This window comes from Mesorhizobium sp. M0408, from assembly GCF_040321495.1.
GTDB lineage: Bacteria > Pseudomonadota > Alphaproteobacteria > Rhizobiales > Rhizobiaceae > Mesorhizobium.
Window position 1 is genome coordinate 1 of the sequence record NZ_JAMYRO010000012.1, and the last position, 23,355, is coordinate 23,355.

27 protein-coding genes are annotated in these 23,355 nt (G+C 62.3%); 10 read left to right on the plus strand and 17 right to left on the minus strand.

The genetic code is table 11. From position 1 onward, the window contains the following. Nucleotides 1-294: 294 nt before the first annotated feature. Both hutH and hutI read right to left on the minus strand, forming a co-directional pair. A complete protein-coding gene (hutH, locus tag NKI67_RS15645; RefSeq protein WP_352645861.1) occupies nt 295-1,830 on the minus strand; it encodes a histidine ammonia-lyase in 1,536 nt (511 codons plus the stop codon). Continuing rightward, a complete protein-coding gene (gene hutI / locus NKI67_RS15650; protein WP_352645863.1) occupies nt 1,827-3,062 on the minus strand; it encodes an imidazolonepropionase in 1,236 nt (411 codons plus the stop codon). The genes hutH and hutI overlap by 4 nt, the downstream gene beginning before the upstream one ends. A 98-nt stretch (nt 3,063-3,160) precedes the next feature. Between hutI and NKI67_RS15655 the strand changes: the two genes are divergently transcribed. Beyond that, complete coding sequence (locus NKI67_RS15655) at nt 3,161-4,513, plus strand: formimidoylglutamate deiminase (protein WP_352645865.1); 1,353 nt, start codon at nt 3,161-3,163, stop codon at nt 4,511-4,513. Continuing rightward, complete coding sequence (hutC, locus tag NKI67_RS15660; RefSeq protein WP_352645867.1) at nt 4,510-5,271, plus strand: histidine utilization transcriptional repressor HutC; 762 nt, start codon at nt 4,510-4,512, stop codon at nt 5,269-5,271. The genes NKI67_RS15655 and hutC overlap by 4 nt, the downstream gene beginning before the upstream one ends. Before the next feature lie 211 nt (nt 5,272-5,482). Here the strand turns inward: hutC and NKI67_RS15665 are convergent, their stop codons facing one another. Beyond that, a complete protein-coding gene (locus NKI67_RS15665) occupies nt 5,483-5,827 on the minus strand; it encodes a RidA family protein (protein ID WP_023674415.1) in 345 nt (114 codons plus the stop codon). Between the two features lie 212 nt (nt 5,828-6,039). On the opposite strand from NKI67_RS15665, the gene aztA reads away from it, so the two are divergent. The 4 genes from aztA to NKI67_RS15685 all read left to right on the plus strand — a co-directional run bounded on the left by aztA (nt 6,040) and on the right by NKI67_RS15685 (nt 9,214). Beyond that, nucleotides 6,040-6,852, plus strand: coding sequence for a zinc ABC transporter ATP-binding protein AztA (gene aztA / locus NKI67_RS15670; RefSeq protein WP_352645869.1), 813 nt, complete (start codon nt 6,040-6,042; stop codon nt 6,850-6,852). Beyond that, nucleotides 6,852-7,727 (plus strand): zinc ABC transporter permease AztB, encoded by an 876-nt coding sequence (aztB, locus tag NKI67_RS15675; RefSeq protein ID WP_352457155.1) that lies wholly within the window; start codon nt 6,852-6,854, stop codon nt 7,725-7,727. Before aztA ends, aztB begins: the two co-directional genes overlap by 1 nt. A gap of 22 nt (nt 7,728-7,749) precedes the next feature. After that, nucleotides 7,750-8,691: a zinc ABC transporter substrate-binding protein AztC gene (gene aztC / locus NKI67_RS15680; protein WP_352645871.1), complete on the plus strand. Its 942-nt coding sequence runs from the start codon at nt 7,750-7,752 to the stop codon at nt 8,689-8,691. A 184-nt stretch (nt 8,692-8,875) separates the two neighbouring features. Next, nucleotides 8,876-9,214 (plus strand): protein tyrosine phosphatase family protein, encoded by a 339-nt coding sequence (locus NKI67_RS15685; RefSeq protein ID WP_352457135.1) that lies wholly within the window; start codon nt 8,876-8,878, stop codon nt 9,212-9,214. 262 nt (nt 9,215-9,476) lie between these two features. Here the strand turns inward: NKI67_RS15685 and NKI67_RS15690 are convergent, their stop codons facing one another. After that, a complete protein-coding gene (locus NKI67_RS15690; RefSeq protein ID WP_023674409.1) occupies nt 9,477-9,944 on the minus strand; it encodes an Lrp/AsnC family transcriptional regulator in 468 nt (155 codons plus the stop codon). Between the two features lie 139 nt (nt 9,945-10,083). Here NKI67_RS15690 and hppD point away from each other — a divergent pair, with 139 nt between their 5' ends. After that, complete coding sequence (hppD, locus tag NKI67_RS15695) at nt 10,084-11,196, plus strand: 4-hydroxyphenylpyruvate dioxygenase (RefSeq protein WP_352645873.1); 1,113 nt, start codon at nt 10,084-10,086, stop codon at nt 11,194-11,196. A gap of 49 nt (nt 11,197-11,245) precedes the next feature. Next, on the plus strand, nt 11,246-11,401 hold the full coding sequence (locus tag NKI67_RS15700; protein WP_352645875.1) for a type II toxin-antitoxin system Phd/YefM family antitoxin: 156 nt from the start codon (nt 11,246-11,248) through the stop codon (nt 11,399-11,401). An 87-nt stretch (nt 11,402-11,488) separates the two neighbouring features. Here NKI67_RS15700 and NKI67_RS15705 read toward each other — a convergent pair whose 3' ends face one another. From NKI67_RS15705 to hmgA, 8 genes are all read right to left on the minus strand, one after another. Further along, nucleotides 11,489-11,800 carry a BrnA antitoxin family protein gene (locus NKI67_RS15705; protein WP_352645877.1) on the minus strand — a complete coding sequence of 104 codons (312 nt, stop codon included), beginning with the start codon at nt 11,798-11,800 and terminating at the stop codon, nt 11,489-11,491. 287 nt (nt 11,801-12,087) lie between these two features. Continuing rightward, complete coding sequence (locus tag NKI67_RS15715; protein WP_352645879.1) at nt 12,088-12,642, minus strand: DinB family protein; 555 nt, start codon at nt 12,640-12,642, stop codon at nt 12,088-12,090. 1 nt (nt 12,643) lies between these two features. Further along, entirely contained in the window at nt 12,644-12,931 is a 288-nt protein-coding gene (locus NKI67_RS15720) for a hypothetical protein (protein WP_352645881.1), read from the minus strand. Nucleotides 12,932-12,967: 36 nt separating this feature from the next. Beyond that, a complete protein-coding gene (locus NKI67_RS15725; protein ID WP_352645883.1) occupies nt 12,968-13,261 on the minus strand; it encodes a hypothetical protein in 294 nt (97 codons plus the stop codon). Next, nucleotides 13,258-14,280, minus strand: coding sequence for a fumarylacetoacetate hydrolase family protein (locus NKI67_RS15730; protein WP_352645885.1), 1,023 nt, complete (start codon nt 14,278-14,280; stop codon nt 13,258-13,260). Before NKI67_RS15730 ends, NKI67_RS15725 begins: the two co-directional genes overlap by 4 nt. Before the next feature lie 17 nt (nt 14,281-14,297). Continuing rightward, nucleotides 14,298-14,651 (minus strand): hypothetical protein, encoded by a 354-nt coding sequence (locus tag NKI67_RS15735; RefSeq protein ID WP_352645887.1) that lies wholly within the window; start codon nt 14,649-14,651, stop codon nt 14,298-14,300. Beyond that, the gene (locus tag NKI67_RS15740) at nt 14,648-15,511 is read right to left on the minus strand and encodes an MBL fold metallo-hydrolase (protein ID WP_352645889.1); all 864 of its coding nucleotides are present in this window, start codon (nt 15,509-15,511) and stop codon (nt 14,648-14,650) included. The genes NKI67_RS15735 and NKI67_RS15740 overlap by 4 nt, the downstream gene beginning before the upstream one ends. A gap of 10 nt (nt 15,512-15,521) precedes the next feature. Further along, entirely contained in the window at nt 15,522-16,835 is a 1,314-nt protein-coding gene (gene hmgA, locus NKI67_RS15745; protein ID WP_352645891.1) for a homogentisate 1,2-dioxygenase, read from the minus strand. Nucleotides 16,836-16,989: 154 nt separating this feature from the next. Here hmgA and NKI67_RS15750 point away from each other — a divergent pair, with 154 nt between their 5' ends. Next, entirely contained in the window at nt 16,990-17,466 is a 477-nt protein-coding gene (locus NKI67_RS15750; RefSeq protein WP_352646015.1) for a MarR family winged helix-turn-helix transcriptional regulator, read from the plus strand. On the opposite strand, the gene NKI67_RS15755 is transcribed toward NKI67_RS15750, so the two are convergent. The 3 genes from NKI67_RS15755 to NKI67_RS15765 all read right to left on the minus strand — a co-directional run bounded on the left by NKI67_RS15755 (nt 17,463) and on the right by NKI67_RS15765 (nt 20,204). Continuing rightward, nucleotides 17,463-17,888, minus strand: a complete 426-nt coding sequence (locus NKI67_RS15755) for a hypothetical protein (protein ID WP_352646017.1) — start codon at nt 17,886-17,888, stop codon at nt 17,463-17,465. The genes NKI67_RS15750 and NKI67_RS15755 overlap by 4 nt on opposite strands. Next, entirely contained in the window at nt 17,885-18,919 is a 1,035-nt protein-coding gene (tdh, locus tag NKI67_RS15760) for an L-threonine 3-dehydrogenase (protein WP_352452270.1), read from the minus strand. The genes NKI67_RS15755 and tdh overlap by 4 nt, the downstream gene beginning before the upstream one ends. 97 nt (nt 18,920-19,016) lie before the next feature. Then, nucleotides 19,017-20,204 (minus strand): glycine C-acetyltransferase, encoded by a 1,188-nt coding sequence (locus NKI67_RS15765; RefSeq protein WP_352645893.1) that lies wholly within the window; start codon nt 20,202-20,204, stop codon nt 19,017-19,019. Between the two features lie 265 nt (nt 20,205-20,469). On the opposite strand from NKI67_RS15765, the gene NKI67_RS15770 reads away from it, so the two are divergent. Beyond that, nucleotides 20,470-22,542 (plus strand): putative bifunctional diguanylate cyclase/phosphodiesterase, encoded by a 2,073-nt coding sequence (locus NKI67_RS15770; RefSeq protein ID WP_352645895.1) that lies wholly within the window; start codon nt 20,470-20,472, stop codon nt 22,540-22,542. 5 nt (nt 22,543-22,547) lie between these two features. On the opposite strand, the gene NKI67_RS15775 is transcribed toward NKI67_RS15770, so the two are convergent. Together NKI67_RS15775 and NKI67_RS15780 are read right to left on the minus strand one after the other, a co-directional pair. Continuing rightward, entirely contained in the window at nt 22,548-22,790 is a 243-nt protein-coding gene (locus NKI67_RS15775; protein WP_352593119.1) for a type II toxin-antitoxin system Phd/YefM family antitoxin, read from the minus strand. Nucleotides 22,791-22,810: 20 nt separating this feature from the next. Then, entirely contained in the window at nt 22,811-23,239 is a 429-nt protein-coding gene (locus NKI67_RS15780; RefSeq protein ID WP_023674397.1) for a MarR family winged helix-turn-helix transcriptional regulator, read from the minus strand. Nucleotides 23,240-23,355 lie beyond the last annotated feature (116 nt).

Below are 23,355 nucleotides of genomic sequence, written 5' to 3' on the forward strand. Positions count from 1 at the left end.
CTATGCTACTAAGTTCGGTATGGTGCTGATTCGGCCCGACGACCCGCCTTTGAGGCGGGTTTTTTGTTTCTGGCTGGACGTCGGCGGGACAGCGCCCCCCTCTGTCCTGCCGGACATCTCCCCCACGAGGGGGGAGATTGGATGTCATCTCGGCCTTCGCCAATCTCCAACAATGCAGAACTGGGCGGAGCGCCCGAACTGCCAATCTCCCCCCTCGTGGGGGAGATGTCCGGCAGGACAGAGGGGGGCGCGACGGAACACGACCCATGCCGGCGTAACGCAGCGACGACGGCCTCACGACGTCACCCCCGGCAGTTTCACCGCACCCGCGGCCTTCACCGCCGCGCCGCTGCGTATCATGGCGATGGCCTTCTCCATGTCGGGGTGGAAGTGCCGGTCGTTGTCGAGATGCGGCACCTCTGCCCTGACCAGCAGGCGCACCGCCTCCAGTGCCGCGCTCGAGGCCAGCGGTGCGTGGAAATCGCAGCCTTGCGCGGCGGCCAGCAATTCGATGCCGATGACGGCCGTCGCATTCTCGACCATGCCGATGAGGCGGCGCGCGCCATGCGCCGCCATCGAGACGTGGTCTTCCTGGTTGGCCGAGGTCGGGATCGAATCGACGCTGGCCGGATAGGCCTTTTGCTTGTTTTCAGAAACCAGTGCTGCCGCCGTGACCTGAGGGATCATGAAACCGGAATTCAGACCCGGCTTGGGCGTGAGAAAGGCCGGCATGCCCGACAGCGCCGGATCGACCAGCATGGCGATGCGCCGCTCCGACAGCGAGCCGATCTCGCAGACGGCGAGTGCGATCATGTCGGCGGCGAAGGCGACCGGCTCGGCATGGAAATTGCCGCCCGAAAGTGCGGAGTCGTCCTCGGCAAAGATCAGCGGATTGTCGGTGACGCCGTTGGCCTCGGTGCCGAGCGTCTCGGCGGCCTTGCGGAGCACGTCGAGTGCTGCGCCCATCACCTGCGGCTGGCAGCGCAGGCAATACGGATCCTGCACGCGCTCGTCGCCGACGCGGTGCGATTCACGGATGGCGCTGCCGGCCATCAAATTGCGCAACGCCTCGGCCGTCTCGATCTGGCCGCGATGTTTCCTGAGCAGATGGATGCGTGGATCGAACGGAGCGTCGGAGCCCTTGGCGGCATCGGTCGACAGCGCGCCGGCGACCAGTGCCGACTGGTAGAGCACTTCCGCCTCGAACAAAGCGGCAAGCGCATAGGCGGTCGAAAACTGGGTACCGTTGAGCAGCGCCAGGCCTTCCTTGGCGCCAAGTGTCACCGGCTCCAACCCATGCGAAACGAAGGCGACCTTGGCGGGAAAGCGGCCATGCGGGGTAAAGCACTCGCCGACGCCGATCATCACGGCGGTCATGTGCGACAGCGGCGCAAGGTCGCCGGAAGCGCCGACCGAGCCTTGCGCCGGCACCACGGGAGTGACGTCGTTGGCCAGCATCGCCTCGAGCAGTTCGATCGTCCGCGGCCGCACGCCGGAGGCCCCCTGCGCCAGGCTGGCCAGCTTCAGCGCCATCATCAGCCGGCAGATTGCGACGGGCATCGGCTCGCCGACGCCGGCGGCATGAGACAGCACGATGTTTCGCTGCAACGTTTCCAGATCGGCGGCGGGGATGCGGACGCTGGCCAGCTTGCCGAAGCCGGTATTGATGCCATAGACCGGCTCGCCCTTGGCAACGATCCTGGCGACGGCCTCGGCGCTGGCCTTGATCTTCGGCCGGCAGGCATCGTCGAGCCTCAGTGCGGCGCCGCGATAGATGGCGCGCCAATCGGCCAGCGTGGCATTGCCCGGCCTTAGCTTGAGTTCGGTCATTGTCCCCTCCAGATGCGGGCATGCAGCGGGTTGAAGCCCATGCGGTAGACGAGTTCGGCCGGGCGCTCGACGCTCCAGATCGCCAGATCGGCGGATTTTCCGGCCTCCAGCGTGCCGGTCTGTCCAAGCAGCCCGAGCGCGCGGGCAGCCTCGCGGGTAACGCCGGCAAGGCATTCATCGACGGTCAGGCCGAACAATGTCGCGGCCATGTTCATGGTCAGCAGCAGCGAGGTCAGCGGCGACGTGCCGGGATTGTTATCGGTGGCAACGGCCATCCTGACGCCATGTTGGCGAAACAAGGCGATCGGCGGCTTCTTGGTCTCGCGAATGAAGTAGTAGGCGCCGGGCAGGATGGTCGCCAAGGTTCCGGCCTTCGCCATCGCCGCCGCACCGGCCTCGTCGGTGTATTCGAGGTGGTCGGCCGATAGCGCACCATAGCGCGCCGCAAGTTCGGCGCCGTGCAGATTGGACAGCTGGTCCGCATGGAGCTTGACCGGCAGGCCCGCCGCCTTCGCGGCATCGAACACGCGGGCGATCTGCTCCGGCCAAAAGGCAATGCCTTCGCAAAAACCGTCGACGGCATCGGCCAGGCCCTCGGCAGCGACGGCCGGCAAAATCTGCTTTGCAACAAGATCGATAAAGGCGTCCTTGTCACCTTTTGCTTCGGGCGGCAGCGCATGAGCGCCGAGGAAAGTGGTCCTGACCGTCACCGACCGCTCATCGCCCAGCCGTCGTGCGGCGCGCAGCGACTTCTTCTCGTTTTCGAGGTCGAGACCGTAGCCGGATTTGATCTCGACGGTGGTGACGCCTTCGGCGATCAGCGCATCGAGGCGCGGCAGCGACTGGGCGACCAGCTCGTCCTCGGTCGCCGCGCGCAGTGCCTTGACCGAGGAAACGATGCCGCCGCCGGCCTTGGCAACCTCCTCATAGCTGGCGCCGGCCAGCCGCATCTCGAATTCATTGGCACGGTTGCCGGCGTGAACCAGATGGGTGTGGCAGTCGATCAGGCCGGGCGTGACCCAGCGGCCTTCGCAGTCGGTCACCTCGGCGCTCTTGCGGAGAGCCGCCGGCATGTCGACTTCCGGCCCGGCATAGACGATCCGGCCGTTGCGCACGGCGATTGCACCGTGCTCGACGACGCCTGACCCGGGGCTGCTTTCGGCCATGGTCGCGAGGCGCGCATTGCGCCAGAGGCGAAGCTCTCCTGCCCGGCTTTTGCTCTCTGCAGCCATCATCTTTTCCGTTTCAATAGGTGACGATTATGTATATACATATGAAAAGGCACTGCAAGCGCTATCATCGCACGGCAGACCGGGATTTGGAGAAAAACGTGACGGCAATCTTTGCGGAACAGGCGCTTCTGCCCGACGGCTGGCAAAGCAATGTGCGGATCGTCATCTCCGACGGCAGGATCGCCACGGTCAAGGCGAATACCTCGCTCCTGCCTGGCGACGAGCGCCGTGCCATCCTTTTGTCCGGCATGCCGAACCTGCATAGCCATGCCTTCCAGCGCGGCATGGCCGGCCTTGCCGAATTGCGCGGCCCTTCCGCCGACAGTTTCTGGAGCTGGCGCGAGGTGATGTACCGTTTCGCGCTGTCGATGACGCCGGACCAAGTCGAGGCGGTCGCGGCCCAGCTCTATGTCGAGATGCTGGAGGCCGGGTTCTCGCGCGTCGGCGAGTTTCATTATCTCCACCACGACCGCGACGGCCGGCCCTATACTGACATCGCCGAGATGGCGGAGCGCATTGTTGCCGCAGCGTCCGAGACAGGCATCGGGCTGACTTTGCTGCCCGTCTTCTACGCGCATTCCTCTTTCGGCGGCGCTGCGCCAAATGAAGGCCAGCGCCGGTTCATCAACGATGTGAACCAGTTCTCGCGGCTTGTTGAGAAATGCCGCGAATCCATTCGCGCGCTGAATCAAGGCGTCGTGGGCGTCGCCCCGCACAGCCTGCGTGCCGTGACACCCGAGGAACTGGAAAACATCACGGTGATGGCGCCGGAGGGGCCTATCCACATCCACATCGCCGAGCAGATGAAGGAGGTCGAGGATTGTCTTGCCTGGTCCGAGGCGCGGCCGGTCGAATGGCTGCTTGCCAACGCCAAGGTCGACCGGCGCTGGTGTCTCATCCACGCCACCCACATGACCGAGACCGAGACGGTGCAAATGACGAAAAGCGGCGCCGTTGCCGGTCTCTGCCCGATCACCGAGGCCAATCTCGGCGACGGCACCTTTGCCGCGTCCTTGTTCATGCAGCATGGCGGCCGCTTCGGCATCGGCTCGGATTCAAACGTACTGATCGGCCTGCCGGACGAGTTGCGGCAGCTCGAATATTCGCAGCGCCTCGCCCACCGCGCCCGCAACGTGCTGGCGGTGGCCGGTGGCTCGACCGGCCGTGCTTTGTTCGATGCAGCGCTCGATGGTGGCAGTGCCGCGTTGGGCGCCGGCCTCTCGCAGATCGCAGCAGGTGCCTCGGCCGATTTCGTCTCGCTCGACGGCAAGCATCCATCGCTGGCCGGCAAGACGGGCGATGCAATCCTTGATGCCTGGATTTTTGCCAACGGCACCAAGGTCGATTGCGTCTGGGTGCATGGCAGGAAACTGGTCAGCGGCGGCATGCATGCCAGGCGCGATGCCATCGCCGAGCGGTTCCGCAAGGTGATGACAGCGCTTTCGGCATGAGCATGATCGGGACAATAAGCGCGGATTCTGGAAGCGCGGACGGCGGCGAGGTTCTTTCGCTGCACCAGCGCATCCTGTCGGACATTAGCGACCGGATCCTGTCGGGTGCCTGGGCGCCCGGCCACCGCATTCCGTTCGAGCATGAACTGACGGCCGAATACAATTGTTCGCGCATGACAGTGAACAAGGCCCTGTCGCAACTGGCCAAGGCCGGGCTGATCGAGCGCCGGCGTCGTTCGGGCAGTTTTGTCCGCCAGCCGCAGTCGCAGGCAGCCGTTCTCGAAATCCACGACATCCGGATCGAGGTCGAGGCACTTGGCCTGCCTTACCGCTATGAGCGCATGGCGCGAAACAGAAGGCGCAGCAGCGCCGACGACCGCGCGCTGCTGGAACTCGACGTCGCCGGGCCGGTGCTGGTGCTGGAATGCCGGCATTTCGCCGGCAAGCGGCCGTTCGCCCACGAGCAGCGGCTGATCAACCTGGCCGCCGTGCCGGACGCCGCCGAAGAGGCGTTTTTCGACACGGCGCCCGGTCCGTGGCTGATCGGGCGCGTGCCTTGGAGTGCTGCCGAGCATCGCATTCGCGCCGTTGCCGCCGAAAAGCACATCGCGGCGGCGCTCGACATCGAGACCGGTGCGCCGTGCCTGGTGATCGAGCGGCGGACATGGAGCGCCGAGCACCCTGTCACCCATGTCCGCTTCACCTATGCGGCCGAGAGCCACACGCTGGTGGCGCGGTTTGCACCGTCAAGGGGGTAGTGACACGCCCCCTTCTCCCCTTGTGGGAGAAGGTGGATCGGCGCGCAGCGCCGAGACGGATGAGGGGTGCTGGAAGGAATGAGACGTTAAAAATATCGAATGATTTTTGGTGTTTAAAATATCGGCGTAGCGATCCGTCCAACACCCCTCATCCGACCGAGCTTCGCTCGGCCACCTTCTCCCACAAGGGGAGAAGGGAAAGCGCTACGCCTCAAATCGCCGCGGTAACAATAATCTCGACCAGATATTCTGGTCCGGCAAGCTTGGCTTCGCCGGTGGCGCGGGCCGGCGTGTTGCCTTGCGGTACCCATTTGTCCCACTCCGCGTTCATCTCGGCAAAGGTGCTCATGTCGGCCAGCCAGATGATCGCCTGCAGGATCTTGGTTTTGTCGGTGCCGGCCTTGGCCAGCAATTCGTCGATCGCCGCCAGAATGTCCCTGGTCTGGGCACCGACGTTTCCGCCCGGCTTGCCGACCTGACCGGCCAGATAGACGGTGTTGCCGTGGATGACGATCTGGCTCATGCGCGGGCCTACATCGATACGACGAATGCTCATTGGATATTCCTTCTCCTCTTGTCGCTGCGCCTGTTTAGGGGCCGGGTTCGCCGGGGGCAAGGCCGCTCGAGCGGAACTTCTTGAGCCAAGCCAAAGCACACAACAAGACGGCCCGGCCGCAATTCCGCCCGATTGGCTTGTTGACTAATGTAATAACATCACATATCGAATCCGCCCCTGCAGCGCCGATCATCGCCCCCATGGATCGTCACATGAGCCAAACCTGCCTGACCTTCCGCGACCTGACGCTGGGCTACAATAGCCATCCTGCGGTCCACCACCTCAATGGTACGATCCGCAAGGGATCGCTGACGGCGGTCGTCGGCGCCAACGGCTCCGGCAAATCAACGCTGATGAAGGGCATTGTCGGCGTCCTGAAGCCGATGGCCGGCGCGGTGATCCGGGCGCCCGGCGTACGCGCCGCCTATCTGCCGCAGCAATCGGAACTCGACCGCTCCTTTCCGGCCCGGGTCGTCGACCTGGTTTCGCTTGGTCTGTGGCCGCGGCGCGGCATGCTCGGCCGTTATACGAGGGAAGATCGCGACTCTGTCAGCAAGGCGCTGATGGCCGTCGGCCTCGGCGGCTTCGAGAAGCGGCCGATCGACACACTGTCGGGCGGCCAGCTGCAGCGCACGCTGTTTGCCCGCGTGCTGTTGCAGGATGCCGAGCTCATCCTGCTCGACGAGCCGTTCAACGCCGTCGATGCCAAGACGGTCGGCGACCTGATCGCGCTGATCAAGCGCTGGCATGGCGAGGAGCGCACCATCATGGTGGTCGTCCACGATCTCGATCTGGTGCGGCAGAATTTCCCCGAAACACTGCTCCTGGCGCGCCAGCCGATCGCCTGGGGCGAGACCAAAGAGACGCTACGGCCGGAGAATCTGTTGCGCGCGCGCCGCTTCCACGAGGCCTGGGAGGACAACGCGCCATGGTGTGAGCCCGGCGAGCATGATCACGAGCACGGTGGCCACGAGCACAGCCATGACCACGACCATCATCACGGCTCCGGGCCGAGGGCGGCATGATGGAGGTGCTTTACGGTCTTTTCGTCGCTCCTTTCGCCGACTACGCCTTCATGCAGCGGGCGCTCGCCGGTTCGATGATGCTGTCGCTCGGCGCCTGCCCGGTCGGCGTGTTCCTGATGCTGCGGCGCATGAGCCTGTCCGGCGACGCCATGGCGCATGCCATCCTGCCCGGTGCTGCCGCCGGTTTCCTGTTCTATGGCCTGGAGATTCTGCCGATGACTATCGGCGGACTGATCGCCGGCATCATCGTGGCGCTCGGCGCCGGCGCCGTCTCGCGCTTCACCATTCAGCGCGAGGACGCCTCTATGGCGGCCTTCTATCTGATTTCGCTGGCCATCGGCGTGCTCATGGTGTCGATCCGCGGCTCCAGCGTCGATCTCATGCATGTGCTCTTCGGCACCGTGCTGGCGCTCAACAACGAGGCGCTGACGCTGATCGGCGGCATCGTCGTGGTGACGCTGGTCAGCCTCGCCATCTTCTGGCGGGCGCTCGTCGCCGAATGCCTCGACCCTTTGTTCCTGCGCTCGGTCAGCCGGATGGGCAGCCCGGTGCATTTCATCTTTCTCGGCCTCGTCGTGCTCAACCTCGTCGGCGGCTTCCAGGCGCTCGGCACCTTGCTGTCGGTCGGGCTGATGATGCTGCCGGCGGCGGCGGCCCGCTTCTGGACGTCGCGCGTCGAGCCGATGTGCGTGCTGGCCACAGTAATCGGCTTTGCCTCCTGCATTGCCGGGCTGCTGTTGTCCTACCATGCGTCATTGCCCTCCGGCCCGGCCATCATCCTGTCCGCCGGCGTCGTCTATTTCGCCTCGATCCTGTTCGGCACGCGCGGCATCCTGCGTGCCCGCATCGTTCATCACCGCCACAGAACTGCCTGATCCCAACAAGGAGAACCTGTCCATGCTGAAATCGATCCGCGCCGCCTTGGCCGTGAGCGTTATAACATTAACCGCCTTTGGCGCATCTTCGGCCTTCGCAGAGCCGTTGAAAGTGGTCGCCAGCTTCACGATCATCGCCGATTTCGCCAAGAATGTCGGCGGCGACCGGATCGATCTGACCACCATCGTCGGGCCGGACGGCGACGCCCACGTCTACGAGCCGAGCCCCGCCGATGCTGTGGCGATGGCCAAGGCCGACATCGTGCTGGTCAACGGCCTGCATTTCGAAGGTTTTCTGCAGCGCCTGGTCGACGCCAGCGCCACCAAGGCCTCGATTGCCGTGCTGACCAAGGGGGTCACGCCGATCAATTTCAAACCCGAATTCGCCGAGGCCGATGTCGCCGAGGGCGCGGAAACCGATGGCGGCAAGACGGTCACCGATCCGCATGCCTTCCAGTCGATCGCCAATGCCAAGATCTATGTGAAGAACATCGCCGACGCCTTTTGCACGGCCGACGCTGCGGGTTGCGACAGCTACAAGGCCAATGCAGCCGCCTATACGCAAAAGCTCGAGGCGCTTGAGGGCGAAGTGCAGGCGGCGATCCAGTCGATCCCGCAGGAGAAGCGCGTCGTCATCACCTCGCATGACGCCTTCGGCTATTTCGAGCAGGCCTACGGCTTGACGTTCCTGGCCCCGGAAGGCGTGTCGACCGAGTCGGAGCCCTCCGCTGCCGACGTCGCCAAGCTGGTCAGCCAGGTGAAACAGGACAAGGCGGCGGCGATCTTCGTCGAGAACATCACCAACCCGCGGCTGATCGAGCAGATCGCCAGCGAGACCGGCATCAAGGTGGGCGGCACACTCTATTCCGATGCGCTGTCGCAGCCCGACGGCCCGGCCGCGACCTATATCGACCTGATGCACAACAACATCGCCCAGATCAAAGGCGCGATCCTCGGCAGCTGAGCCGACCGATCCGGTTCATCCAGCCGGGCTGGCGCATGATGCGTCCTGGCGACGTACCGCGTTAGCCCGGCTGGATTTCCGGCATCGAAATCTCTATCTGCGCGATGGATTTCTTTTCGCGCGGATTGCCGACCGGGTCAGGGAGTGGCAAGACTGCCGCTAACCAGATTGCGAGGACACCGCCATGGAATACCGTCAGATCAGCGAGGACTATTCGGTCTCCGGCCAGATCCAGCCCGAGGATGTCGCCACCATCAAGGCCGCCGGCTTCAAAAGCGTGATCTGCAACCGGCCGGACGACGAGCAGCCCGGCCAGCCATCGGCCGACACCGTCAAAGCGGCGGTCGAGGGCGCCGGGCTCGCCTTTCGCTACATCCCGGTCATCAGCGGCCAGATCACGGCCGAGAATGTCGAGGACCAGGCCGAGGCACTGGATGAGCTTGATGGCCCGGTCTTCGCCTATTGCCGTTCCGGCGCGCGCTGCACTAATCTTTATGGGCTGATCCAGCAGTCGAAGGGGTGAGAGGCCTCACATTCCGAGCGGAGGAAGTCAAGTTCCGCACTGTGGCGATCCTTCACACCCCCCTCTGTCCTGCCGGACATCTCCCCCTCAAGTGGGGAGATTGGATGTCGCGTTGGCTTTCGCCAATTTTCAGCGTTGCGGAGTGGGCAGCGAGGTCAGAGCTGCCAATCTCCCCACTTGAGGGGGAGATGGCCGGCAGGCCAGAGGGGGGTGCTGTCCAGGGTGCTGTCCCTCCGCCATATCTAACGAAAAGCCGTCTGGGCTAAATCGGCAGCGCGCCGGTTTCCTTTAGCGTCTCCAGCACGATCGCCGTCTTCACATGCTGCACCGATTCGTGCGGCAGCAACACGCCGTTGACGAATTCCGACAGCGACTTCAGGTCGGGCGTCACCACTTTCAATATATAGTCCATCTCGCCGGTCAGCGCGTGCGCTTCCTGCACTTGCGGTAGCCGCGCCACCAATTCGCCGAAACGCCGCGCATTGTCGCGGTTGTGGGTGGCGAGCGTCACCGAGATGACGTTGACCAGGGAAAAACCGAGCTTGTCGCGGTCGAGCACCGCCCGGTAACCCTTGATATAGCCGTCCTCCTCCAGCCGCTGGCGACGGCGCGAGCACTGCGACGCGGACAGGTTCACCCGTTCCGACAGATCGTTGTTGGTCAGCCGTGCATCGCCCTGCAAAAGAGCCATTATCTTGCGGTCAAACTGGTCGATGCGCGCCTCATCCATGAATTTCGGGTCCGCAGTGCACAACTCGCGCATGATCAGACCATTTCAAGCGTTTGAATGCAAGCAATTTGCACTCGCTCCGCGCTATAATTGGGTTTAGATGGCCGACGCGGCCAGTTCCAGATTTCGGAGCAATGCCATGGGTCCCTTCCCGCACGACGCACCGCCCGCCAAGATCAGCAAAACCAATCCCGCCGGCACCGACGGCTTCGAGTTCGTCGAATTCGCGCATGCCGAGCCGGAAAAGCTCGCCGAACTGTTCACCCGCATGGGCTATGTGCCGGTGGCCAAGCACCGCAGCAAGGACATCACCGTCTGGCGGCAGGGCGACATCAACTATGTCGTCAATGCCGAACCCGGCTCGCATGCCATGAAATTCGTCGACAAGCACGGCCCTTGCGCCGCCTCGATGGCGTGGCGGGTGGTCGATGCAAGGCATGCCTTCGATCACGCGGTGGCCAAGGGCGCGACGCCCTATGAAGGCAACGACAAGACGCTCGATGTGCCGGCGATCGTCGGTATCGGCGGATCGCTGCTCTATTTCATCGAAACTTACGGCGAGAAGGGCTCGGCTTACGACGCCGAGTTCGACTGGCTGGGCGAGCGCGACCCCAGGCCGGAAGGCGTCGGCTTCTATTATCTCGACCACCTGACCCACAATGTCTATCGCGGCCAGATGGACAAATGGTGGGATTTCTACCGAGACCTGTTCGGCTTCAAGCAGATCCACTTCTTCGACATCGACGGCAAGATCACCGGCCTGGTCAGCCGCGCCATCACCTCGCCCTGCGGCAAGATCCGCATTCCGCTGAACGAGTCCAAGGACGAGACCAGCCAGATCGCCGAATATCTGAAGAAGTATAATGGCGAGGGCATCCAGCACATCGCCGTCGGCACCGACGACATCTACGGTGCCACCGACAGGCTGGCCGCCAACGGCCTGAAGTTCATGCCGGGCCCGCCCGAGACCTATTACGACATGTCCTCTGCCCGCGTGAATGGGCACGAAGAGCCGATCGAGCGCATGAAGAAGCACGGCATCCTGATCGACGGCGAAGGCGTCGTCGATGGCGGCACGACCAAGATCCTGCTGCAGATCTTCTCGAAAACCGTGATCGGGCCGATCTTTTTCGAGTTCATCCAGAGGAAGGGCGACGAAGGTTTTGGCGAGGGCAATTTCCGCGCTTTGTTCGAGTCGATCGAGCAGGACCAGATCAAGCGCGGCGTGCTGAAGGTGCAGGCGGCGGAGTAGGCTAACCGGACTTCTTGCGATTCGGTCAGTAGTAGCTCAGACTTTGGCCATGAACATTGCTATCGAAGAGGCCAAGGCAAGACTGTCGGAACTCGTCAGCCGCGCGGAAGCGGGCGAAGAGATTGTGATTACCCGTCGCGGCAAGGTTGCGGCGCGCCTCGTGCCGCTAGCCGTGCCCGAGTCCTGCCTCGTGTCGGCGCCATGAAGGGCAAAATCAGGATTGCCGACGATTTTGACGAACTCGGTCCCGAATGGGACGGGTATGCCAAATGACGCTGTCACAGGCAAACGTCTATTTGGCGAGGCCGGCGGCTTTGCGCAGAATCTCGTTGATGCGGCTCTGCCAGCCGGGGCCGCCGGCACGAAAGCGGGCGACTACGTCACTGTCGAGACGGAGTGTTACCTGCTTCTTCGGATTATCCAGAGCCGGCCGGCCGCGCGAACGGCGAATGCTTTCGGCAAGCTCAGGGAACGCTTCGGCGAAAGGACGAGCGTTTCGAAAATCCTCCTCTGTCCATTCCGGATTCTCCGAAACGGCTTCCCAGTCTTCTTTGTTGTAGCCGCGACCAGCTTCGAACTCGGTGCGCACCTTACGCTTTGCCATTGAACAATCTCCTTTCCGCGGGACTTGCCGGGCGCATCGAAATTTTCGAGATGCCCTCGGAACCGAGCCGGGCAAACACGACCGCAACGATGCCATCGATGATCCGGCCAATTGCCATGAGACGACCGGCCTTGGCAGTGCGGATTGTCGAGGCAAGAAAAACTCGCCATCAAGCGCCGCAAAATCCAAGCCGTGCTTGTCAATGTTGGCCAACCGTTTTGGTTCGTCCCAAACGATCTTCATCAGAATTTATGTACCTACAATAATTAAGTCAATAATTTTCGTAACTACAAGTAATTGCGACCTTCGAGCACCAACCTCTCGACCTCGGCTTTCCTGAGTTTCAGATCATAGCCGAGGAAAAACTCGTCGAGTTGCGGCGGTTTCACCGAGGTGCCGGACAGCATCGCGTGCACCTGGCCGCGATGATGGATGTCGTGGATGAAGAGATGGGCGAGCAGGTCGCCGATCCGTTCCGGTATCATGCCGTCCTCGCGCCGGTCGGTGAGAACGCGGCGCTCGAGATCGTCCGCCGACAGGCGGTCGCAAAAGGCGATCAGCCGCCGGTCGGCCTCCGTCCGCTTGCCAAAGAGCGCGTCCGCTTCGTCGAAGAGCAAAAACTCATCGTAGACCGCGGCCCCGACGCCGCCCTCTTCGAGAAAATCGAGATAGAGGTGATCGACCGCCAGGATGTGATTGAGCGTTGCCTTGATCGACGGAAAGAAGCTCGTCCGTTCGGCTTCGAATTCGCCGGGCTCAAGCTGCAGCACGGCGCGGTAGAGCCGGTCGTTCGACCAGAGATTGTTGGCTGCCATGCGGCGGAAATGGTTCAGCAGGTCCATGTTACACACCAGCCCAGGCAATCAAATTCACAGCGATACCGATAGCACCTATGGCTAGCAGAGGAGCGATCATAACGCGGCGCAGCGCTTGCGTTTCAACATCGCTCGCAACATCCCGATTCATAACGACGTTAGCAAACTTCGGCCGATGCGCCACGCTACTGAAGTTACGAAGTCCTTCAGATCGATCCTCGACCTGACGGCAGAGCCGGATGGCCGAAATCAAAAGCCAGGCAGCAGCGATGCCAGAAATTCCCACAAACCAAAGGTAAGTAGCGGTGTAAGGCATCTTGGGTCCACCAGCGTTAGGAACGATTGAGCTAGATCACGCCGGTGACCGGACCAAAGACAAGCCTGCCCACATTAGCAGGAATCCAGCGAGAACAATCAGCAGCAGCCCGATCATGCGCCGCCGCATGCCTTGCGTTTCCTGGTCCAGCGCGACATTCGTGTTGGTGACGGTGTGAAACATCATCGCCTTGCGCGGAAAGCCGCTGCGGTTGGTCAGGCCGGGCGAGCGCGCCTCGATGCGATAGCTCAGGCGGATCGCCAGGATGAAGATCGCCAGCAAGACAACGGCCCAGACACCGCACAGCAGGTAGAATGTCTCGCCCGTCATTCTCTTGCCCCCTCGTATTTCTCGACCTTCTGCTCGATGGCGCCGAAGATCGAATGCCCACCCCGGTCCTTCATCTCGATACGCACGCTATCGCCAAAGCGCAGGAACGGCGTTTTCGGTTCGCCGGTTTCGATGGTCTCGATCATACGCAGCTCGGCGATGCAGGAATAGCCGGCGCCGCCCGCCGAGACAGGCTTGCCCGGCCCGCCGTCGAGCTTGTTGGAGACGGTGCCCGAACCGATAATGGTGCCGGCGGCCAGCGGCCGCGTTTTTGCGGCATGGACAATCAGCGCCGGAAAATCGAAGGTCATGTCGATGCCGGCGTTCGCCCGGCCGAACGGTTTGCCGTTGAGATCGACCAGCAGCGGCAGGCTGACCTTGCCGCCGTCCCAGGCATCGCCCAGCTCGTCCGGCGTCACCGCAACCGGCGAAAAGGCCGATGACGGTTTCGACTGGTAGAAGCCGAACCCCTTGGCGAGCTCGGGTCCGGTCAGGCCGCGCAGCGTTACATCGTTGACCAGCATGACTAGCCGGATCGCCGCCCGCGCCCGGTCGAGGCCTGCACCCATCGGCACGTCGTCGACGATGACGGCGACCTCTCCTTCCATGTCGATGCCAAGGGTCTCGTCGGTCATGCGGATTGGGTCGCGCGGTGCGAGGAAAGCGTCCGAGCCGCCCTGGTAGATCAGCGGATCGGTCCAGAAGCTTGCCGGCATCTCGGCGCCGCGCGCCTTCCGCACCAGCTCGACGTGGTTCACATAGGCCGAGCCGTCGGCCCATTGATAGGCGCGCGGCAGCGGCGAATGGGCGTCATGCTCGTGAAAGCGGGCAGACGGCACCGCATTATTCTCAAGCGATTCGGCCATCGCAGCGAGATGCGGCGCGATCCGATGCCAGTCGTCGAGCGCGGCCTGCAGGGTCGGCACCAGGAACGAAGCATCGGTAAACCGCGTCAGGTCGCGCGAGACGACGACGAGCTTTCCGTCGCGCGTCCCGTCCTTCAATGTGGCAAGCTTCATGCGTCCTCCCTATGCGTTTATTCGTAGTATTTGCCGGCATAGATAATTCTGGCCGCGGCTCTCCAGGGATTGTCATTTGCCAGCAACGCCGGGTCGCCGCGCCGACTGTCTTCGGTCCAGGTGACGGCCCAGGCGACTGCCGATTCGAGAAAGGTGCTGATCGAGCCGTTGTACCAACCGTTCCAGCCGGGATCGGATGGTCCCGGCATCGCAGTCTCCTTGCGGTCGGCGTCTTCCCGATCCCTCCTCAACGCATCGAGGAACCGGACAAAAGACGGCAAGTCTTCCACTCTGTCGAGAAACAAGGAGAGCTGCGCCGAGGATGTCTCCTCGGATTTGTCCACCTCTTCCCAAAGCTTGTCGTTGGTCACGTCTCACTCCCAAGCCCCACAACAAGGCCGTCGCGGGCGATCGTCAAGTCGCCGGCCCATGTTTTCCTGACGGCGGCAATCCAATCGCCCTCGCCGATCTCCGGATCGTCGGCCGGAATGAGGTGGTTGACGACTAGCCTTTTGACGCCTGCGTCGCTGGCGATGCGGCCCGCCTCCTCGGCAAAGCTATGGCTGGCAAGCAGGTGTTCCCTCAGCCTTGCGCCGTTGCCGGTCTTCGCGACCAGCCGCTCGATACCCAGTTCCAGCATGGCCTCGTGGACCAGTATGTCGGCGCCTTGGGCGAAATCCGCCAATGGCGGAAAGAAGGCCGTATCCGACGAAAAGACGACGCCTTGCCCCGCATGATCGAAGCGCAGCGCAAAGCAATCCGTCACCGGCGGGTGGTCGACACGCAAGGCCGATATTTTGAGACCGCGCTCTTCCGCCACCTGGCCTTCACCAAACTCGACGATCGAAACCAGGTCGCGGAGATCCGGCCGCCCTTCATCGGCGATGCGGATCTCGATGTCGAACTCCATCGCCTGGCAAAAGCGCTGCCAATAGTAGCCGGTGCCGGGCGGGCCGAACACGGCGACCTTTGTTGCCAGGCCGGCCGTCCATGCGGTGTGTATCAACGGTCCGAGTTCCAGCACATGGTCGGAATGCAAATGCGTGATGAAGATCAGGTCGAGCGCCTTCAGGCTGACACGGGCATCGGTCAGCCCGCGCGTTACGCCCAGCCCGCAATCGACGACGATGGTGCGGCCGCCAATCTCCAGCAGCGACGAACTCGGCCACGGCCCGCCCGGCCGGAGCGCCGGCCCGCCCTTCGAACCGAGAAGCACCAGACGATCCGTCATGCGACGGCGCTCAAGACCAGTCGCCCTCTGGCGTGCCGTTGAAGCGTTTCTTCAGGTCGGCCCAGCAGTCGATGTAATTGTCCTGCCGGGTTTCGAGCTCGGCGCCATAGCGGGTCACCATCTGCGGAAAGCGTGTCTCGAACATGAAGGCCATGGTGTGGTCGAGCTTGACCGGTTTCAGCTCCGCTCGCGAGGCTTTTTCGAAGCCAGACGCATCGGGTCCGTGAGCCAGCATCATGTTGTGCAGGCTGATGCCGCCGGGCACGAAGCCCTCTTCCTTGGCATCGTACTGACCATGAATCAGGCCCATGAACTCGCTCATGATGTTGCGGTGATACCAGGGAGGGCGGAACGTATCTTCGGCGACCAGCCAGCGCGGCGGGAAGATGACGAAATCGATATTGGCGGTGCCTTCCTCGCCGCTCGGCGCGGTCAGGACGGTGAAGATCGATGGATCGGGATGATCGAACAGGATCGCACCGACCGGCGAAAAGGTCGCAAGATCATATTTGTAGGGCGAATAATTGCCGTGCCACGCCACCACATCCAGCGGCGAATGATCAATCTCGGTGACATGGAACTGGCCACACCATTTCGCGATCAGCCGACACGGCGTGTCCTTATCCTCGAACCAGGCGCAGGGCGTCTTGAAATCGCGCGGATTGGCCAGGCAGTTGGCGCCGATCGGGCCGCGATCCGGCAGCGTCAGCTTGGCGCCGTAATTCTCGCAGACATAGCCGCGCACTTGCGGATCGACCAGTTCGACCTTGAACACCAGACCGCGCGGCAGCACGGCGATCTCGCCCGGCCTGAGTTCGATAACACCCATCTCGGTGACGAAACGCAAGGCTCCAACCTGGGGCACGACCAGCAACTCGCCGTCGGCGTTGAAGAAATGATCGTCGACCATCGAATGGTTGGCGACATAGACGTGTGCCGCCATGCCGGTCTGGCCGAGCACGTCGCCGGCGGTGGTGATCGAGCGCATGCCGGCAATGAAGTCGGTCGGCTCCTTCGGCATCGGCACGGGGCTCCACCGATACTGGCCGAGTGCGAGCTGATGGTCGCCGACGTTCGGCGCGCTTTTCCAAAGCGGATAATTCGCCGCTTTGAAGCGGCCGGTGTGCCTGACGCTCGGCCTTATCCGATAAAGCCAGGAGCGCTCATTGGTGCCGCGCGGCGCGGTGAATGGAGAGCCCGAAAGCTGCTCGGCATAGAGGCCGTAAGCCGGCCGCTGCGGCGAGTTTCGCCCTTGCGGCAGCGAGCCCGGCAGAGTCTCGGTCTCGAAGTCGTTGCCGAAACCCGGCATGTAGGAATAGGCCATGGAATCCTCCCGAATTCATGGTCTCGGAGCATCGTTTGCGCATCCGCAAAGATGCTCCGAGTTGACCATACCGGTTTCATTTGTAACCATTGAAAATGTAACCATCAACGGTGATTTCGGCATGAGCCGGCAGCATGCCCAGTCAGGGCCAACCATGGAAATCCTCGAGCTGGAATCCTTCCTGCCTTACCGGCTCTATCGGCTCGCCGATGCCGTCAGCCGCGAATTCTCAAGGATATACAAGGACCGCCACGGCCTGACACGGCCCGAATGGCGCACGCTTGCGGGACTTGGACAGCACGGCACGATGACGGCGACGGCGCTCGGCGAGCAATCGGCCATGCACAAGACCAAGGTTTCGCGCGCCGTCGCCGAACTCGAACGCCGGCGCTGGCTGACCAGAACGCCTAATGAGAACGATCGCCGTGTTGAGCACTTGACGCTGACCAAGGCCGGGCTGACCGCCTATCAAGAGATGGTGCCGCTGGCGAAAGCGTTCGAACGGGAGCTATTGGAGAAACTGAGGAATAGCGACCGCGCGGCAATTGAGGCAGCATTAGCCGCTCTGGAGAGTCGTTTGGGACGAGCCGAGGTTGGGGTCGAAGCCAATCGTCTTGAACGAAGGGGCTAGCCAGTGCTTGGCATTTGTCGAGTAAGCAACCAATCTTCAGCAACAACTTCGATCGTGTCGTCGCGAAAATAAAACAGGAAACGCCGCGAGTTAGGTCCATCTTGCGCCAGAATTTCCCAATCGTTTTCGCTGATTGACCGGCTATCGCCGATCACCTCGTAGAACTCGCCCCATTTGGGAGCCTGCTTGCTGTAAAGGCCTTTACCTGAGAACCAGGCGTGATCATTTGTGGAGTCCCATCGCCAACGACTGCAACCGATGAAACGAAGGGTTCCTGTCTCTCCCTTGCTGGCCTCACAGTCCCATGAGTTCAACAGAAAGGTAAGCTGAACCGTTTTATCCTCAACGGTTAGTTCTACATTCGGAGCGTTGGGCTCAGCGTTCCAATCCAGGTTCAGGTGTCGGAAAGACAGTGGTGTCACCAATCCATCACCACCTTGCCGGAATTGCCGCTCTTCATCGCTTCGAAGCCGGAGATGTAGTCGTCGATACCGATGCGGTGGGTGATCAGGCCACTGACATCGAGAGGACCCTGCACCAGCGCGATCATCTTGTACCAGGTCTCGAACATTTCGCGGCCGTAGATGCCCTTCAGGTGCAGCATCTTGAAGATGACCTTGTTCCAGTCGATCTCGAAGCCGGTCGGCGCAATGCCGAGAATGGCGATCTTGCCGCCATTGTTCATAGTGTCGATCATGTCGCGGAAGGCAGGCGCGGCACCCGACATTTCGAGGCCGACGTCAAAACCCTCGGTCATGCCGAGCGCCGGCATCACGTCGCGCAGCTTTTCCTTCGACGCATCGACGACATGCTGGACGCCGAGCTTTTTTGCCAGAGCCAGCCGCACCGGATTGATGTCGGTGATGACGACCTTTCGCGCACCCACACATTGGGCAACGAGTGCGCCCATGATGCCGATCGGCCCGGCGCCGGTGACCAGCACGTCCTCGCCGACCAGATCGAAAGACAAGGCCGTGTGGACGGCATTGCCCAGGGGATCGAAGATGGCGGCGATCTCGTCCGGCACATCGTCGGGGATGGGCACGACATTGTGCTGCGGGATCGCAAGGTATTCGCCGAAGGCGCCCGGCCGGTTGACGCCGACACCAAGCGTGTTGCGGCACAGATGCCCCCTGCCCGCCCGGCAGTTGCGGCAATGGCCGCAGACGATATGGCCTTCTCCGGAAACGCGCTGGCCGAGTTTGTACTCGGTCACCGCCGTGCCGAAATCGGCGACGGTTCCGACGAATTCGTGGCCGGTCACCATCGGCACCGGCACGGTCTTTTGCGCCCACTGGTCCCAATTGTAGATGTGCACGTCGGTGCCGCAGATTGCCGTCTTCCTGATCTTGATCAGCACGTCGTTCGGACCGATTTCCGGCACCGGCACTTCTTCCATCCAGATGCCCGGCTCGGCCTTGGCCTTGACCAGCGCCTTCATCATGTTCGACATTCTCTTGTCCCCTGAACCTTAGTCGCCTGAACCTTAGTCGCCTGAACCTCAGTCGCTTGAATCTCTTGATCCGGAATCGCTTTTCGGTTCCGGCCGTTCAGGAAATTACGCCGAGTTCGCGACCGACTGCCGCGAACGCCTCAACCGCGCGATCGATGTCTGCCCTGGAATGGGCGGCTGACATCTGCGTGCGGATGCGCGCCTGGCCCTTCGGCACCACCGGGAAGGAGAAGCCGATGACGTAGATGCCGCGCTTCAGCATCCGCGCCGCCATCTCCTGCGCCAGCGTCGCGTCGCCCAGCATCACCGGGACGATAGGATGGTCGGCGCCGGCCAGTGTAAAGCCGAGCCTGCCCATCTCGGAGCGAAACCGCGCTGCGTTGGCATATAGGCGCTGACGCAACGCATCGCCATTGCCGATCAGCTCGAAAACCCGGATCGAGGCGCCGGCGATCGCCGGCATCAGCGTGTTGGAAAACAGATAGGGCCGCGAGCGCTGGCGCAGCCAGTCGACCACCTGCTTCCTGCCCGAAGTGTAGCCGCCCGACGCGCCGCCCAACGCCTTGCCAAGCGTGCCGGTGATGATGTCCACCCTGCCCTCGACGCCGCAATGTTCGGCCGAGCCACGGCCATTCCTGCCGACGAAACCAACTGCATGGCTGTCGTCGACCATCACCATTGCATCATATTTGTCGGCGAGGTCGCAGACGCCCTTCAGATTGGCGATGATGCCATCCATCGAGAACACGCCGTCGGTGGCGATCAGCCGGAACCGGCAGTCGCTCGCCTCTTTCAACCGCGCCTCCAGATCGGCCATGTCGTTGTTGGCGTAGCGGAAGCGCTTTGCCTTCGACAGCCGCACGCCGTCGATGATCGAGGCGTGGTTCAGCGCATCGGAGATGACCGCATCCTCCTCGCCGAGCAGCGTCTCGAACAGGCCGCCATTGGCGTCGAAGCAGGAGCCGTAGAGGATCGTATCCTCCATGCCGAGGAAGCCAGAAATCGTCGCCTCGAGCTGCTTGTGTTCTTCCTGCGTGCCGCAGATAAAGCGCACCGACGCCATGCCGTAGCCGTAACGGTCGAGCGCCTGCTTGGCCGCCTCGCGCAGTTCGGCGCTGTCGGCGAGGCCGAGATAATTATTGGCGCAGAAATTCAGCACCTTCTCGCCGCCGACCTCGATCTCGGCCGATTGGGTCGAGGTTATCACCCGTTCGGATTTGTAAAGGCCGGCCGATTTCAGTCCTTCAAGCTCGCTGTCGATGTGGGAAAGGAATGCTTCGGTCATGATCAGGCCCTGTTGAGATCGACGAGGACTGTCGCGCCGCGCGGACGAAAAATCCATCGCAAAAGCGACCGCTTCGGTGGCGGCAATGGCACGGCAGAGGCCACGATGTTCAAATGCGGAGGCGCCGCGAAAGATTGCAATAACCACTTTGCGGGTTTCCCGCCGCGGCCGCCGCCGCCGGCCTGTTGCCGTCCCAAACCTGTTAACACTTTGGAGCCAAAGGTTATCGCACAAGAATTCGTTGGCGAGAGGGCCGCCTCAGAAAATGTCACAGCAGCCGGTGCACGCCGTTTCGGGCAGGCTCATACTCCTGATCAAATCCGGCTACTGGCTGGCTCTGCTGATCATCGCCGCCATGGTCGTGGCCTCCTTCATCCTGCTGCAACAGGTGATGTCTACCCAACGGCACAATCAGGCGCTGCTCGATATCGTCAGCACACAGAAAGCCCTGTCGCAGCGCATCGTCTTCCTCGCCGGCGCGACAGGCAGCGCCTCACGCGACCAGCAGCCGGCCCTGGTTAGCGCGCTCAAGCAAGCGACGGTGGAGTTCGAGAAGAACTACGATCTGCTGCTCGAACGGACCGCCGCCGATCCGGCGTCGCCGGCAAGGTTCGATCCGAAATCGATCGAGAGCGTGCTTTTCGCCAAGCCGTACCATCTCGACTATTTCTCGGTCGGGCTTATCGCCAACGGCGAACGCCTGATCTCGTCATTCGAATCGCGGCTCAACATGGCCGGCAATGGTGGCTACAAAGGCGGAGAGGAGCGCGTCAACCTGAACGCTTCCGTTGCCAACGCAACTTTGTCGGGCTATGCCGCACTTGGCCAGCGCATCAGCGCCTTTGCAGACCAGCGATCCGAAACACTTCTCGATCTTAACCGCACATTGTTCTACTCGACCATCGGCGTCATCGTGCTGGTGGCGCTTTTCATTTTCAGGCCAATGTCGAATGCCATCCTGCGCCGGACGCGCGAGCTGGTCGATGCGCGCAATTCCATGGCCTTTATCGCCGTGCATGACGGGCTGACCGGCCTGCACAACCGCACCTTCCTGACCGAGCATTTCGATACGCTGATCAATGCCGCGCAGCGACGGCGTGAACGGGTTGCCGTGGTGCAGTTCGATCTCGACCGGTTCAAGCAGATCAACGACACGTTCGGCCACGCCGCCGGCGATTATGTGCTGGTGGCGGCTGCGCAGCGCATGCGTGATTCGTGCCGTACGTCGGATCTCAACGTGCGGCTCGGCGGCGATGAATTCGTCATGATTCTCAACGGCGCCGGCAGCACCGAGAACATCGATACCGTCGCCCGGCGCATCCTGACCAAGCTCAACAAGCCGATCGTCTTTCGAGGCACGACAATTCATCCGGGCGTAAGTGCCGGGATTGCGGTCTACCCTGTCGACGCCGACAATGCGCAGGATCTGCTCGTCCATGCCGATCTGGCGCTGTATTCCGCCAAGAAGCAGGGCGGCGGCAGCTTGTCGTTCTTCTCCGAGGAGCTGAGGCACGAACTCGATTATCGCAAGCAGCTCGAGCTCGACATCAGGACCGCCATCTCGGAGAAGGCGTTCGAAGTCTATTTCCAGCCGCAAGTCTCGCTGTCGGACGGCGGCATCAGCGGCATCGAGGCTCTGGTTCGCTGGAGACATGCCGAGCGCGGCATGATCGCGCCGGGCGAGTTCATTCCGATCGCGGAAAAATGCGGTCTCATGCCCGAGATCGGCCGCATCGTCATTGCCACGGCGATCGACGAAGCAGCCGAATGGAACCGCGCAGGCATCGCCTTCGGCCGGATCGCGGTCAACGTGTCGGGTTCGGAGCTGCGCGAGACAGATTTCGAAGTCTTCCTGTTCGACATGCTGGAGAGGGCTGGCCTGCCAGCGCACAAACTATCGCTGGAGATCGTCGAATCCGTCATCCTCGACGACGAGAAGACCGGTATCGCGGCAAAGCTGCGGCACATTCGCGCCGCCGGCATCCATCTTGAGCTCGATGATTTCGGCACCGGCTACGCATCGCTCAGCCATGTCAATCCAAACGAGATCGATCGGCTGAAGATCGACCGCCGTTTCGTCCAGAACATCAACGAGAACAGCGGCAACACCAAGATCGTGCGTGCCCTCACAGAACTCGCCCGCGGTCTCGGCATCTCGATCGTTGCCGAGGGCGCTGAAACCGAAGCCGAGCTCGACTCGCTGATGGCGATCGGCTGCGACCAGGTGCAGGGCTATTCCATCGCTTTCCCGATGCCGCCGGACAGCGTGCGCGAATGGCTGGTGGCGCGAACGCCCAAGAAGGCCAGGCTGACGGTGCTGCAGGGCTGCCGGGCGTAGATCCGTCATGGTTCGGCCTTGCGAACCGACCTGATCTGCCGAGGCGGAAGGTCATCCTCATCACCGGGAAATCCTGCCAGCAATTGTCCAAAGCTGGGCACACGCGCCAGTCTTTCGTAGTCCTGAAACGACAAAATGACCGCCTGCTTGCGGCCGTGCCGGGTGATGATGGCCGGTTCTCCCGCGACGACCGGATCGAGCAGCGCCGAGAGTGTAGCCCCGGCATCCTTCAGCGAAATTTCGCGCATGGCGTTTCCTATCCTAATTTCTAACCCTCGACATTGGCCCGTAGCGCGGCCAGCACCTGTGCAAACTCTGCCAGCCTGTCGTCGGACAGTCCTTTCCGCAGCCGCTTGTCGAAGGCTAACGCGGCGGTGCGCAATTTCAGGAACAGCGCTTCTCCGGCTTGGGTCAGCTCCACCTGGTGAACCCGGCGGTTCTCGGGATCGCGGCGGCGCATCAGCAGGCCTTGCGTCTCCATGGCGTTGAGGTGGTGGGTCAGCGTTGCGCCCCGGATGCCGATCATGCCGGCGAGCTCGCGTTGGTTGGCCAGCTCCCGCGACTTGACCGACAGCAACGTGACCCAGACCGGCAGCGTGCCGCCTGCCTCGACCAAGGCAGCGTCGAAAGCCTGCGCAACCAGCTTGGCGGTGCGCGCGAGATTCATCCCGATCGGCGGGCGGTCAAAGGGCGTCATGATCCGACACTAGAACAAGGGCAAAGCCTATGGAACCGGCTCGAGCTTATGCGTTGACATCTAATCATTTGATATCTATCAATATGACTAGCGGTGGGCAAGAGAGGAAATGCGGT

Coding starts and splice junctions, on each gene's coding strand:
- hutH (WP_352645861.1), bottom strand. CDS start 1,830: ATGACCGAACTCAAGCTAAGGCCGGGCAATGCCACGCTGGCCGATTGG.
- hutI (WP_352645863.1), bottom strand. CDS start 3,062: ATGGCTGCAGAGAGCAAAAGCCGGGCAGGAGAGCTTCGCCTCTGGCGC.
- hutC (WP_352645867.1), top strand. CDS start 4,510: ATGAGCATGATCGGGACAATAAGCGCGGATTCTGGAAGCGCGGACGGC.
- NKI67_RS15665 (WP_023674415.1), bottom strand. CDS start 5,827: ATGAGCATTCGTCGTATCGATGTAGGCCCGCGCATGAGCCAGATCGTC.
- aztA (WP_352645869.1), top strand. CDS start 6,040: ATGAGCCAAACCTGCCTGACCTTCCGCGACCTGACGCTGGGCTACAAT.
- aztB (WP_352457155.1), top strand. CDS start 6,852: ATGGAGGTGCTTTACGGTCTTTTCGTCGCTCCTTTCGCCGACTACGCC.
- aztC (WP_352645871.1), top strand. CDS start 7,750: ATGCTGAAATCGATCCGCGCCGCCTTGGCCGTGAGCGTTATAACATTA.
- NKI67_RS15685 (WP_352457135.1), top strand. CDS start 8,876: ATGGAATACCGTCAGATCAGCGAGGACTATTCGGTCTCCGGCCAGATC.
- NKI67_RS15690 (WP_023674409.1), bottom strand. CDS start 9,944: ATGGATGAGGCGCGCATCGACCAGTTTGACCGCAAGATAATGGCTCTT.
- hppD (WP_352645873.1), top strand. CDS start 10,084: ATGGGTCCCTTCCCGCACGACGCACCGCCCGCCAAGATCAGCAAAACC.
- NKI67_RS15700 (WP_352645875.1), top strand. CDS start 11,246: ATGAACATTGCTATCGAAGAGGCCAAGGCAAGACTGTCGGAACTCGTC.
- NKI67_RS15705 (WP_352645877.1), bottom strand. CDS start 11,800: ATGGCAAAGCGTAAGGTGCGCACCGAGTTCGAAGCTGGTCGCGGCTAC.
- NKI67_RS15715 (WP_352645879.1), bottom strand. CDS start 12,642: ATGGACCTGCTGAACCATTTCCGCCGCATGGCAGCCAACAATCTCTGG.
- NKI67_RS15720 (WP_352645881.1), bottom strand. CDS start 12,931: ATGCCTTACACCGCTACTTACCTTTGGTTTGTGGGAATTTCTGGCATC.
- NKI67_RS15725 (WP_352645883.1), bottom strand. CDS start 13,261: ATGACGGGCGAGACATTCTACCTGCTGTGCGGTGTCTGGGCCGTTGTC.
- NKI67_RS15730 (WP_352645885.1), bottom strand. CDS start 14,280: ATGAAGCTTGCCACATTGAAGGACGGGACGCGCGACGGAAAGCTCGTC.
- NKI67_RS15740 (WP_352645889.1), bottom strand. CDS start 15,511: ATGACGGATCGTCTGGTGCTTCTCGGTTCGAAGGGCGGGCCGGCGCTC.
- hmgA (WP_352645891.1), bottom strand. CDS start 16,835: ATGGCCTATTCCTACATGCCGGGTTTCGGCAACGACTTCGAGACCGAG.
- NKI67_RS15750 (WP_352646015.1), top strand. CDS start 16,990: ATGGAAATCCTCGAGCTGGAATCCTTCCTGCCTTACCGGCTCTATCGG.
- tdh (WP_352452270.1), bottom strand. CDS start 18,919: ATGTCGAACATGATGAAGGCGCTGGTCAAGGCCAAGGCCGAGCCGGGC.
- NKI67_RS15765 (WP_352645893.1), bottom strand. CDS start 20,204: ATGACCGAAGCATTCCTTTCCCACATCGACAGCGAGCTTGAAGGACTG.
- NKI67_RS15770 (WP_352645895.1), top strand. CDS start 20,470: ATGTCACAGCAGCCGGTGCACGCCGTTTCGGGCAGGCTCATACTCCTG.
- NKI67_RS15775 (WP_352593119.1), bottom strand. CDS start 22,790: ATGCGCGAAATTTCGCTGAAGGATGCCGGGGCTACACTCTCGGCGCTG.
- NKI67_RS15780 (WP_023674397.1), bottom strand. CDS start 23,239: ATGACGCCCTTTGACCGCCCGCCGATCGGGATGAATCTCGCGCGCACC.